Source organism: Methylomonas sp. PHL2-19, from assembly GCF_059331595.1.
In genome coordinates, this window is record NZ_CP196839.1 from 93,819 (window position 1) to 106,262 (window position 12,444).

The window sequence follows — 12,444 nt, forward strand, 5'->3', positions numbered from 1 at the left end:
AAGCCGATCAGAAATAGCGGTTTTAACAGAATACGCCCCGCATTCCATGCCTCGACACTTGCACCAAAGCCACGAGTCGATATGAGGAAGGTCAACAACAAGTCATTCATCCCCGCGGGCGCGGGGAACACCAGGCCAAGCTGGTGGTCTCTGCCGATGCGGACGGTTCATCCCCGCGGGTGCGGGGAACACAACAAATTGACGCAAGCGCTATCAGAGCGTGGCGGTTCATCCCCGCGGGTGCGGGGAACACTAAGTGCCATCCGTCATCAGCAAAATTTTTGCCGGTTCATCCCCGCGGGTGCGGGGAACACCTGATTCACCTCCAGCGCCGCCGTAATCGTCGCGGTTCATCCCCGCGGGTGCGGGGAACACGTGATCTTGGCGGTGGCTCCGTAGGGCTGACGTGGTTCATCCCCGCGGGTGCGGGGAACACAACATCCGCTCAGCATCCAGATCCCCGGCATACGGTTCATCCCCGCGGGTGCGGGGAACACTCGAAATAACCTGCGATGCCTGGTAGCCGGTGCGGTTCATCCCCGCGGGTGCGGGGAACACCCCTCAAATTGACGAAAGCAATACTGACAAGGCGGTTCATCCCCGCGGGTGCGGGGAACACCAAGCGACCGATACGGAAGATGCCTGGGCGAACGGTTCATCCCCGCGGGTGCGGGGAACACGTAAAAGCTATTCTGCTGTTGAGCTCTTCATTCGGTTCATCCCCGCGGGTGCGGGGAACACATTCTCCAAAGCCCTCAGTCATACGGTTATGACGGTTCATCCCCGCGGGTGCGGGGAACACGAACAAGCCGGAATTGACTAAGCACTGAGAAGCGGTTCATCCCCGCGGGTGCGGGGAACACGGCAACAGCAGTGTCGTGTGCGAACTGGATTTAGGTTCATCCCCGCGGGTGCGGGGAACACTACATCTGAAATTTATCTTGCGCCTACCGTCACGGTTCATCCCCGCGGGTGCGGGGAACACTAATTACGCTACATTTTGCGGGTCAAACAGTACGGTTCATCCCCGCGGGTGCGGGGAACACGTCATGGCTGCTCTCGCCGGTGTATTTATTGTCGGTTCATCCCCGCGGGTGCGGGGAACACATCGTAAAATCGTTACAAATATCCCGCTGATTCGGTTCATCCCCGCGGGTGCGGGGAACACCCTCGAATTTGATGCCAATCACGCCTCTATTTCGGTTCATCCCCGCGGGTGCGGGGAACACGCGAAGAGCTTGAAGCAATCGTTATCGGAATCCGGTTCATCCCCGCGGGTGCGGGGAACACCCAGCAGCGACAATGAGTGCGATTCTGCGGCCCGGTTCATCCCCGCGGGTGCGGGGAACACTGCTGCGTAATATTCAGCGGCAGCGGCATACTCGGTTCATCCCCGCGGGTGCGGGGAACACAAGATGATAACAATTGGGTACAAGCGTTTCGTCGGTTCATCCCCGCGGGTGCGGGGAACACTGGATCGTGGTAGCGTTGCCAAAGCTGGATGGCGGTTCATCCCCGCGGGTGCGGGGAACACACAGTTTGCCGATGGTGTAATAGTTGGACGTCCGGTTCATCCCCGCGGGTGCGGGGAACACATGTTTGCCGATTCTGGCGGGCGTAGGCCAGTCGGTTCATCCCCGCGGGTGCGGGGAACACTCGCCGCGCCTCCTGACGCACCACGCCGCCGCCGGTTCATCCCCGCGGGTGCGGGGAACACTTTCGTTTGTCTTTGGCCGTTTTGCGTTCTTCGCGGTTCATCCCCGCGGGTGCGGGGAACACTTTTTCTAACAATGTCAGACGTTTTGTCGTTGCGGTTCATCCCCGCGGGTGCGGGGAACACTGCCTATCCTTTTCATATACAGGTAACCATTGCGGTTCATCCCCGCGGGTGCGGGGAACACTAGGCTGTATAAATCGGCCTTTACTTTATCGACGGTTCATCCCCGCGGGTGCGGGGAACACAAGCCACTCGATAACCTCTTTCCGGCCCTTTTCGGTTCATCCCCGCGGGTGCGGGGAACACGCCCTTTGATGAAATAATATTTTTTGCATCCGCGGTTCATCCCCGCGGGTGCGGGGAACACGCCCGGGAATAGCAGCCCAGCAGGGTTTCTTCCGGTTCATCCCCGCGGGTGCGGGGAACACCTGAAAGCCGACATCGCCAAGGTTCCACTGTGCGGTTCATCCCCGCGGGTGCGGGGAACACACCGACGCCGCCGTCGCCAAAGTGCATGCCACCGGTTCATCCCCGCGGGTGCGGGGAACACCCCATCAAAACCGGCGACTACATCATCCGTTACGGTTCATCCCCGCGGGTGCGGGGAACACCTAAATATATTCCAAATAACAGAGAAACATTTCGGTTCATCCCCGCGGGTGCGGGGAACACCATATAGGAAACAGCACTTCTTTTAATACCCGCGGTTCATCCCCGCGGGTGCGGGGAACACACCGGCAGAGGACGCCCCGATATTAGCGAAGCCGGTTCATCCCCGCGGGTGCGGGGAACACATTGATGATAGCGGGCAAGAGCCAGATATTGTCGGTTCATCCCCGCGGGTGCGGGGAACACGCTGGCTAGTCACCAGCCGCAAACGCCAATACCGGTTCATCCCCGCGGGTGCGGGGAACACCGCTTTTTGCTTGGCGCTGTTGCTGGCCGGTTGGGTTCATCCCCGCGGGTGCGGGGAACACTAATTAGGGTCGGTGAAGAGGCGAGACTTCACCGGTTCATCCCCGCGGGTGCGGGGAACACGCTTATTGTTTTACCAAAACTTTTAAATTTATCGGTTCATCCCCGCGGGTGCGGGGAACACCTCTGCGCTGATGGGGAAGCCGGCGCTGAAGTGCGGTTCATCCCCGCGGGTGCGGGGAACACCGCTGGATATGCCCAACGCCTCCAAGCAGTTGCGGTTCATCCCCGCGGGTGCGGGGAACACCTTCTATATCTTATGGCAAGGGCGAAACGTTCCGGTTCATCCCCGCGGGTGCGGGGAACACGTTAATGAAGATTGGCGCGTTGTTTTTGATGGCGGTTCATCCCCGCGGGTGCGGGGAACACGATCAATAGAGTTCAACCCGCAATAACTATTCCGGTTCATCCCCGCGGGTGCGGGGAACACCTCTTCATCGCCCCACGGATCAAGCGCATTATCGGTTCATCCCCGCGGGTGCGGGGAACACCCCGGACAACCCGGCGGACACCATTCAACAAGCGGTTCATCCCCGCGGGTGCGGGGAACACGTGAATAGGCCGGTATATGGTCAGGCCGCCGCCGGTTCATCCCCGCGGGTGCGGGGAACACAGCGATGTTGGAAAGCGACCCGAACTGGTCGCCGGTTCATCCCCGCGGGTGCGGGGAACACGATGTGCTGCACGTTATGCGTGTCGCGCACGTCGGTTCATCCCCGCGGGTGCGGGGAACACTAATTGGTGTTTTAACTCTGTTTACGTTTTTTCGGTTCATCCCCGCGGGTGCGGGGAACACACGCGCGGAGTCTGCTGCTGCTACAGCTCAGACGGTTCATCCCCGCGGGTGCGGGGAACACTTATCGGGATTATGCCCGATGAAATACACACGCGGTTCATCCCCGCGGGTGCGGGGAACACTACGTCGGCTATTGTGCCGATGTGTAGTGATGCGGTTCATCCCCGCGGGTGCGGGGAACACTTACGGTGTTGACTTGGTTTCCGCTTCTGGTACGGTTCATCCCCGCGGGTGCGGGGAACACGCGCCCGTGGCAAGGCCTGTTATGCAAATTGCCGGTTCATCCCCGCGGGTGCGGGGAACACAGCATCACCCAGCAAATAACGGCCTGTTGTGTCGGTTCATCCCCGCGGGTGCGGGGAACACAGCAGACGCGCCGTCTATTTTGCTGTCGTTGTCGGTTCATCCCCGCGGGTGCGGGGAACACCACCAGGCGCGACACGCGCTTGATGATGCGGCCGGTTCATCCCCGCGGGTGCGGGGAACACATCAATAGAATCTCATCGGCTAGCTCTTTTTGCGGTTCATCCCCGCGGGTGCGGGGAACACAGCGTATAGCCTACGGTGATAGACGAGGAAAACGGTTCATCCCCGCGGGTGCGGGGAACACAGCAAGAACGAGAACATTTTTTACAACAATGTCGGTTCATCCCCGCGGGTGCGGGGAACACTCATTCCATAGCGTTATGTTCCCGCGGCTGCCCGGTTCATCCCCGCGGGTGCGGGGAACACAGTTGTCCGGTTTTTCCGGACAGGTGGCTGGGCGGTTCATCCCCGCGGGTGCGGGGAACACTGGAGAAAGATTGTTTAGGTATGTACGTAATTCGGTTCATCCCCGCGGGTGCGGGGAACACTCGGCGGTCACACCTGCCATTTCATGGCCTTGCGGTTCATCCCCGCGGGTGCGGGGAACACCGGTCCCAATTGGTGCAGACATAGTGTGACCTCGGTTCATCCCCGCGGGTGCGGGGAACACTAATTAAAGAATACACATCAGCTGGAATTTTTCGGTTCATCCCCGCGGGTGCGGGGAACACAGCCCATGCCACCAAAGCCCGGCAGAACCCTACGGTTCATCCCCGCGGGTGCGGGGAACACAACTGAGGATGCCATGATCGAGAAACTGAAGACGGTTCATCCCCGCGGGTGCGGGGAACACAGAAGGCGTCCAGACCGGACGGCCGGTGGTATCGGTTCATCCCCGCGGGTGCGGGGAACACAACCCGCTCAGGCGGGTTTTTGTTGTCTATCGCGGTTCATCCCCGCGGGTGCGGGGAACACCTGCACAAGCAGACGTTGAAGCATTTGAAACGCGGTTCATCCCCGCGGGTGCGGGGAACACACTAATCGTAACTCATTGTTACGCATATAAAAACAACCTGGCTAAATTTCCACCAAATTTTTCGGTATTTTCCAAGTTGTTAAAAAGCTGGCGACTACCCTTACAGCGCCCTATATCCCAACAGGAATTTAGTGCACCCTCACCCCGCCCCTCGCCCGGAGGGCGAGGGAGACAAATCGGCCTCTTCCGGCGGAAAAAACGACACCAGTTTCAAGCCGTCAAGCTCTACCGGTAGCCGTCTATTCTTTCCTAAAGTCATAAAATCAAAACCGGATTCGGTATTGGTGGACCAGGCCATCACGGCGTTGCCCTCCTCCAAGCCCTGCTCGACTTGCGACCAGATCATGTCCCGCACCTTGGCCGACAAGTCGCCGACGTAAACCCCGGCGCGAATCTCGATCAACCACACCGCCAAGCGTCCGCGCAGCCTGGGCGGCACGTTTTCAACTACGATGACCAACATCGCCGATGCCCTCCGCATTGGGAATGGCCGGGGCAATGTTTTCCTCGGCGGGTTTAGGCACTTCCAGTTCGCCGGCCGCCAGCACTTCTTCGATGGTGGGGATGATCTTGCGCAGGATTTTGGATTGACGAAACACGTCGCGGCACATCAGCCGCACTTCGCGTTCCGGGTTGGAGTAGTTTTTGGCGGCGATTTTGAAGGCATGCGGGACGATGTCGTCGAATTTGAACAGGTCGGCGATGTCGTAAACGAAAGACAACGGCTTGCCGGTATGGATAAAGCCGATGGCCGGCGCGTAACCGGCGGCCAGCACCGCCGCTTCGCAAATGCCGTACAGGCAGGCGGTGGCGGCACTGAGACAGCGGTTGGCGGTGTCGCTGTTGTCCCATTGCGTGTAATCGTAATTGCGGCCGTTCCAGTCCACGCCGGCCTGCTTGGCCAGCAACTGGTACAACTTCCTGACTCTGGCGCCTTCGATGCCGCGCAGTTGTTCGACGCTACGGCGCTCGGGCGGTTTTTCGCCGAAACGGATTTCGTACATTTTGCGCACCACCTTCAAACGAGCGTCGTCGTCCAGCGCCAGTTTGGCCTGGTAAAGCAAGCGGTCGGAACGCGCGCCGCCCGGCTGGCCGGCGGCATACAGCCTGACGCCGGCCTCGCCGACCCAAACCAGCAACGTCCCGGCCCTGGCCGCCAGCGCGGCGGCGTGATGGGAAACACGGGTGCCGGGCTCCAGCATGATGCACGCGATCGAACCGACCGGGATGTGGGTGCGGATCCCGGTTTCGTCGATGACGACGAAGGCGCCGTCCTTGACATCTATCTGGCCTTTTTCGATAAAGACCAGCGAGACACGTTCTTTCATGGCGATGGGTTTTAGGGGTGGGAGCATGGGTAAATCATCCTTAATTTTGGGGATCGTTCGGCTAGAGAGCGCCTATCAATCGCTGGGTTAACAGTGTTTGCATATCGCGGCGCCCATCCAGAATGGCATGGACGACCACTTGTTCAGGCATGCGTTGATAGACGATGCGATAGGGTTTTACGATGAGTTGTCGATATTGGCGTATGCCCAAACCCAGTAACTCTTTAGGTACGGTTCCACGCTCGTTCAAATCCGCGAGGCTATTGACGGCTGTTTCGAGGGCATCGATGATTTTTGCTGCCACCTTATCACTGACTTCCACTAGGAAATAATCATTGATAGCCAGCAAATCGGCCAAGGCCGGTTCGGTCAGTCGTACCGGGACACTCATGCCAAGCCGCGCCGTTCGCGTAAACGACTAAACGCCTCTGCGCTGGACACCGTTTTGCCTTCCGCTAGCGCTTGCTGACTTTGCGCCAACATTTTCAGCAAGGCCAGGGTTTCCTGAGTTTGCTCGTAATCGGCTACCGACTGTACCACCATCGCCGCCTCGCCGTTTTGGGTGATGACCATAGGCTGGTGATCGGTTTTTAATTTTTCGATCACCTCAGCGGCGTTGGCTTTTAAGTAACTGATGGGTTTTATGTTTTCGGATAGTTTCATTTGGTTTTGCTCGCAATGAAATAAATTCAGACTGAATTAAGTCCGAATTATAACCGCCGCACCATCAGCAAACCACAACCAAATGCCTTGGCCCGGCCCAGGCCGGTGAACAGGGTTTGGCGAAATTTTTCGGCGTCGGTGATTTGCAGTTCGCCGGTGAAATCGACCGAGCTAAAGCCGGATTTTTCGCCTTTTTTGACAGCCTTTTGCTGCAAGCCGTGCCATGCGTAAGTGCTGTTTTGCAACTTGGGTAAACCGTCATCGCCGCTCAGTAACGTAAATCCGCAACGCTCGCCTTGCTTGATCATCCAACTAGTCAGTGCCTGATCGACGCAGGCTTTGATCGCCCATTCCAACTTATCAGCCAAGCTGGAAATTTGCCCCAAACGCTCGGCGTAGTAACGATCCCCAGCCAATAATTCGGATAATTCAGCCTCCAACGCCGCCCCGCCCTTTTCCAGTAACAGCCTTTTGTAAATACCTTTATCGGTTTTGGCGGGCAAAGAAACATCCAGGCCATGCGATTTGATCAACGACGCCAAAAACTGCAATTGCGCATCCATCGCCACATCATGCTTTTTGCCTTGCCGACTGACCACTGGGTTGACCCGGCAATCGAATTGCAGGCATAGGCCGTTCGCCAATCGTGGGTCGTATTCTTTACTCTCGACCTTGAACAACGATCCTTCAAGCTCAATAGGCTTATTTTGCGAAACGACGTAATACAAGGGCTCGCCGCGTACCGCCGGCGACGGACCAATCTGTTCGCGGGCAATTTCTTCGCGATAGAGAAAAGTCCGTTTGTCCTGTTCCGGGAACAAATCCCATAACAATTGATGACAACCGTAAACGTTGCCTTCCAATACCCTCGCCAACTGCGACGATTTGTAAATATCCGGCCGTATCCTGACCCTGGAAAAATACATCACTCGCCTCCCTGATAAAAATAATGTTCCTGACGCGGCGCGAATTGCCACCGTTTGCGCGATAAGGGTTGATCGTGGCGAACGCGGGTTTGCCGGAGCTGCAAATCGATGTCTTTGGCAAAGTCATCAGGCTCGCCTTCCCAGTAATAATGGCGCTCACCACCGGCATTCAGCCAATAAGCATCTTGCTTATCGGGTTGGCCCAGTGCGCCATCTGCCTCCTTGTGCGGCAATAACGGTTTATGCAGATAGGCTTTGAACGCCGACAACAGATCGGCTTGCTCGGTCAGCAATTGCGGATGCAACGGCGCGGCCAGCGGACAAGATTTGCGCCCCAAATACAAATGGAACACCGGCTTGCGCAGTTTTTCCTCGATTTGTATCAGACTGAACGGCGCATCCGGTAAAGCGCGCAAAGCCACGACGGCCAGGGCATCGCTACGGTATTCGCGGCTGGACAATATCGTGCCCAAGCGCTCCTTGCCCAACACCAATTCGTCGCGGCGGGTACGGTAAACAAACTTGCCGGCCGAGTCCGGCACTTGCGCAGTATGGTAATCGCGCAGCAATTGGCCGGTGCTGAACACTTCGACGGCCACTTGGTAACCATTCTGCAAACTGGCTTGTTGCGCTTCGTCGCTTCGCTCTATACCCAGCGCCGCGCCGACCAATCCCAATATCGCCGACTTGCTCGGATAATTGGCGCTATGCCGGCTTTCGCCAACGGCGATTTCACCCCAACTCGCCATCGGCCCGTATAAACGGAATAACAATAGGTCCATTGCCGGCTCCTATTGGCCGACGAAGTCGAGTAATCCGGCCAGTGAAACTGGCGCTATTTGTGACTCTACAGATTGCTCTTGCTGGCGTTTTTTCAATTTTTCAATCACGTCTTTTTGCTGCTCTTGAGTCAAAGCCGACAACAATCGACGATCTTCGGCACATTCGCCATAAACACTATCAAAGGTAAAGCACTGGTCGAGCAAAGCGGCAACGGCTTTAACACTATAATCTTCGTGCGAACGATCAACTGGCTTTAGATACGCTACCGACAAGGAACGCGGCTGCTGATCGCCCTTTTCCGCCAACACGAACGACGCATAAGCCCTGGACGCGAAGCTGTTTTGCTTGCCTTCCGGCGCAACTTTGACGGCGGCTTCGGTCAAGGCGCGAATGGCTTTATTCGCAAGCTCGGCGTTGCCATCCAGGTTTTTGATCAGCAACTCGCGGTTGATGCAGATGTAGGCGTAAAACAAACCGGCTGCGAAGCGGGTTTCGCCGATGTGGGCGGCACCCATGTCGTCCTGGCCGTTGTTTAGATCGTCGACGGCGGTGAAATAATCGTCTTCGATCACCACCGGATGCACGCTGATGGCGTGCGCCACTTGGCAAGCAGCTTCGATGTTGAAGGCCGGGCTGGATGCCAGCATACGGCCGAACAAGGCAATGTCCACCGCCTGTTCCTTGACTCGCAGCAAATTCAATTCGTCTTTTTCCGGCGCTCGCTGTTCGGCAATCAATTTTGCGGTCAGCACATCCAATGCCGACCGTTCCGCAGGACTGACATGCACCAATTGTTCGATTTCCATTTCCGCCAGCGGGTCGCTTTTGTCGGTTTTTTTCAACGCGCCGAATACCTTGGCAATGTCCTTGGTCCATTCCTTGGCGTCTTTTTCTTTAACCCCGCCTGCCAACAGCTTGTTATAAATCTCCAGGCCAAGCAATTTGGTCCGGGTGCCCAAATGGCCGGCAACCGCCGCCTGGAACATGTCCGAGGTCCGCCAGGTTCTTTTCAGGCATTGCGACGACACCCGCAAGCGGTCGTAACCTCCCATCTTCGCGGTTTTCGGGCTGCCTTGATCGTCGCGGTTCAGGTTGGCGGGCGGGTAAGCGGTCAGCAAATGCAGTTGAATGAAACGGCTCATGTGTCTCTCCTTGAAATTAATTTTTGGGTAAGGCGGTGAAATAGTCGGTGGCCCAACGCACAGCAAGGCGGTCTTTGGGATAGCGGCCCAGCGGCTGATTAAACTCCTTATGCCAATGAATGATGTCGTTGGTGAGCGACACAACATTGGCGGTTTTGCCAAGCAAACGAATCGCGCGCAGCATGCGCCGATAAAAGTCTTCGACGGTTGGGCTTTTTTGCAGTTGCTGAAAGCGCAACTCGCTCATTGGCGGCTTGGCTTTATCTTTGGCCGTACCCAACTGAGCGGCAAAACGGGCAGTGGCATCGTTGGTTTCGACATGCGCCAGCAAACCAACAATAGATGCGGCGACCAACAAGCGCTGCTCGGGCGACACCTTTTGCGGAAAATCGTCCGGCATTTGCCGTAAGAAATGGAAAAAGGCGTCGGTCAACAAAATGTCTTCCGGCGCTTCGGCGCGGCGTAAACGGGCGCGGGCGCCACGATTACCACCCCGGTCGCCGTCGTCGCCGTTCAACCAGCGATGCCAGGCCAGCAAAGCCGGTAATTCCTCAGAAGTTAAAAAATAGTTCTCGCTCATTTAGGCAGCCTCCTCCGTTTTGGCATGGGTTTTCAATTGCTTGACGATTTTGTTGCCGTGAAAACGGCCTAACATGGATTTCCGGGCGTTGATAATCCGTTTTAAATCGAGGTCTTCCGGGGTAGCGCTTAAAGTTGCAACTTCAAAAACCTCGATCATTTTCGATCTCAACGCTGCAAACCAATCAGCGTAAATGTCAGCCGGGGCCATACCACCGCCGTCCGACAAGGTAGCCAAGCGTTCCAAGAGGCGGAAAAACTCCGCTTCGCTGGCTTGCCAAAATTGCGCGTCGATTTGGCTCATGTCGCCTTTGGCATCTTCTGGGCGTCGAAACCAGGCGGCTTTGACTTCGCTACGCAAAATCTTCACGGTTTCCCGTGCCGCGGCTATCAATTCGCCAGCCCAACCGACAAGGTTGCGTTGCTGCTGTGCGGACAGATAAAACACCGGAAACCTCGCTTCGTACCAGCAACGCGCCTTCATGTTGTCCATGTCGTAACCGAAGCACCACAATGCCGCTCCGCCCCGGTCGGCCAACTTGCGACCGCGCTCCTGGTTGTATTGGCAAACAATTTTGGCGGCTTTGTCGCCGTTGCTATCGTCCTGCAAGGCCAAGCCCAACCAATGCCGGTAACCCAAACCGCCTTGCTGGCCTTTCAAAGACAACGGTGGATTGACCTTTTTCGAATCGTGACGGTACGGCGTTAACGGATGTTGCCAAGCGCCATCGTAATTGGTGCCATAGTTTTTAGTACGGTATTCGCGGAACAACGTCTTGGCATCGCATCCGCATACATCGCAAATACCCGGCTCAGGAGTTTCGCTCAAGCGAATCCGGCGCGGCATGCCCCAATAAGCGTGCAACGGATGAACGTCGACCGGCGTGGTGATTTGGCCTTTTTCAGAAGTGCGGGTTTTGTCCAACCAGGGCATGATGGATAGTTCCAGTTTGTCCAAAGGTTGCAGGTCTTCCTGGTTGAACACATTCAACCAAAGCTTTTGCCACAACGCGGTTTGGGTGGCTTTGGGAAGCACCAAGGTCGTCAACGGTCCACCACCGCGTAATCCGACCCGATGCCCAACGCCACCGGATGGTGCATTGGTTTGCAAGGTAAATAATGCGCTGGCCGCGCAACTTGGGCATAGTTGGTTCGCCAAACCGCGTTTGATGAAGTGGTCAAGATTGTCTTTCAGGGTTTTACCGCCGGGCGCTTCGATCAGCAACGCCGCGATAGGCTTGGCTTCGCCATCCGGCAGTGCCAAATCCTGTAAAAATGCCGGGCCATCGTCGCTGATCAATTCGAACGCCGGTGCCAATTGGGAAAAACGGGCTTGCAATTCATTTGAATCCGGCGCCTCGTCCCAATACTCCAACCATTGCTCTTCGTCTTCCGGCGCGAATCCGGTTTGCAGCAGACCAATCAGGAATTGATAAAGTGCACCCTGAAAATCCGGCCTCGGCGCGTTGATTTCGACCACCGGGTTTTCGGTTTCGGCGATTTGCCAGGGCACGATCAAATCGTGTAAGCCGTTTTGGCGAATGACCGGTATCCAGCGATCCGTTATTAAATTCATCTTGTCTCCCTGCTTGAAATTGAAATTACAACTCAGCTTCGCCTATGTCGGCCATTTTCATTATCTGCTTTTGCAAACCGATCTTTAACGCGCTATCGCCATGCACCGGCACGGAAATCCTCATTGTGCTAACGGCTTTGGCGTAAATATGATGGCTGCCGTTGATTCGTTTTAGCTCCCAACCGCGCATTTCCAGCAATCGGCACATGCGCTTGCCGCTGATAGCCTTCACACGGCAATCTCCATGATTCGGTCGTTACTGCCAACGCTGGCCTCGTCTATATCCACCGATAAACACCCTTCCACTGCTTCATAAATATTGCTTAGCAACTCGTCAAAGCTCTCGCCTTGGGTTACACAGCCCGGAATCGACGGCACTTCAGCCCAGTAACCGCCTTCTTCGGCTTCGTGAATGATGACTTTTAATTTCATGCTTCTCTCCAAAAAACACCTGCCTGGATATTGCAATCACATCTTCAACGCCAAGATGATTGCAAGTACCAGAGCTAAACAAATAACCGCCAGCGGATTTGGCGCAAAAGCGTTGACCGCATCTATCAAACCCTTGATCTGCCCCATGACTGACCCTCAAAAAATTCTGACGGGGAAATCATAGG

General features: G+C 56.3%; 11 protein-coding genes and 1 CRISPR repeat array. All 11 genes read right to left on the minus strand.

Features of this window, described 5'->3' with window-relative positions:
* The first annotated feature begins 102 nt into the window (after positions 1-102).
* Positions 103-4,830: direct repeats of the CRISPR family, unit length 29 nt; unit sequence CGGTTCATCCCCGCGGGTGCGGGGAACAC.
* A gap of 139 nt (positions 4,831-4,969) precedes the next feature.
* Genes cas2e through ACR02O_RS00515 form a run of 11 tightly spaced genes read right to left on the minus strand, consistent with a single transcriptional unit; the run spans position 4,970 to position 12,259 of the window.
* Positions 4,970-5,293 (minus strand): type I-E CRISPR-associated endoribonuclease Cas2e, encoded by a 324-nt coding sequence (gene cas2e / locus ACR02O_RS00465; RefSeq protein WP_033158599.1) that lies wholly within the window; start codon positions 5,291-5,293, stop codon positions 4,970-4,972.
* Entirely contained in the window at positions 5,274-6,185 is a 912-nt protein-coding gene (gene cas1e, locus ACR02O_RS00470; protein WP_494522552.1) for a type I-E CRISPR-associated endonuclease Cas1e, read from the minus strand. Before cas1e ends, cas2e begins: the two co-directional genes overlap by 20 nt.
* Positions 6,186-6,219: 34 nt before the next feature.
* A complete protein-coding gene (locus ACR02O_RS00475; protein ID WP_494522553.1) occupies positions 6,220-6,549 on the minus strand; it encodes a type II toxin-antitoxin system RelE/ParE family toxin in 330 nt (109 codons plus the stop codon).
* The gene (locus tag ACR02O_RS00480; RefSeq protein ID WP_033158596.1) at positions 6,546-6,821 is read right to left on the minus strand and encodes a type II toxin-antitoxin system Phd/YefM family antitoxin; all 276 of its coding nucleotides are present in this window, start codon (positions 6,819-6,821) and stop codon (positions 6,546-6,548) included. Before ACR02O_RS00480 ends, ACR02O_RS00475 begins: the two co-directional genes overlap by 4 nt.
* A 47-nt stretch (positions 6,822-6,868) precedes the next feature.
* Positions 6,869-7,747, minus strand: a complete 879-nt coding sequence (gene cas6e, locus ACR02O_RS00485; RefSeq protein WP_494522554.1) for a type I-E CRISPR-associated protein Cas6/Cse3/CasE — start codon at positions 7,745-7,747, stop codon at positions 6,869-6,871.
* Complete coding sequence (cas5e, locus tag ACR02O_RS00490; RefSeq protein WP_033158594.1) at positions 7,747-8,529, minus strand: type I-E CRISPR-associated protein Cas5/CasD; 783 nt, start codon at positions 8,527-8,529, stop codon at positions 7,747-7,749. Before cas5e ends, cas6e begins: the two co-directional genes overlap by 1 nt.
* A gap of 9 nt (positions 8,530-8,538) precedes the next feature.
* Positions 8,539-9,672, minus strand: coding sequence for a type I-E CRISPR-associated protein Cas7/Cse4/CasC (gene cas7e / locus ACR02O_RS00495; RefSeq protein ID WP_101051486.1), 1,134 nt, complete (start codon positions 9,670-9,672; stop codon positions 8,539-8,541).
* A 16-nt stretch (positions 9,673-9,688) separates the two neighbouring features.
* Complete coding sequence (gene casB / locus ACR02O_RS00500) at positions 9,689-10,252, minus strand: type I-E CRISPR-associated protein Cse2/CasB (protein WP_101051485.1); 564 nt, start codon at positions 10,250-10,252, stop codon at positions 9,689-9,691.
* Positions 10,253-11,827, minus strand: coding sequence for a type I-E CRISPR-associated protein Cse1/CasA (gene casA, locus ACR02O_RS00505; protein WP_494522555.1), 1,575 nt, complete (start codon positions 11,825-11,827; stop codon positions 10,253-10,255).
* Positions 11,828-11,852: 25 nt separating this feature from the next.
* Complete coding sequence (locus ACR02O_RS00510; protein WP_494522556.1) at positions 11,853-12,059, minus strand: type II toxin-antitoxin system HicA family toxin; 207 nt, start codon at positions 12,057-12,059, stop codon at positions 11,853-11,855.
* Positions 12,056-12,259, minus strand: a complete 204-nt coding sequence (locus ACR02O_RS00515) for a type II toxin-antitoxin system HicB family antitoxin (protein WP_033158589.1) — start codon at positions 12,257-12,259, stop codon at positions 12,056-12,058. Before ACR02O_RS00515 ends, ACR02O_RS00510 begins: the two co-directional genes overlap by 4 nt.
* Between the last annotated feature and the right edge of the window lie 185 nt (positions 12,260-12,444).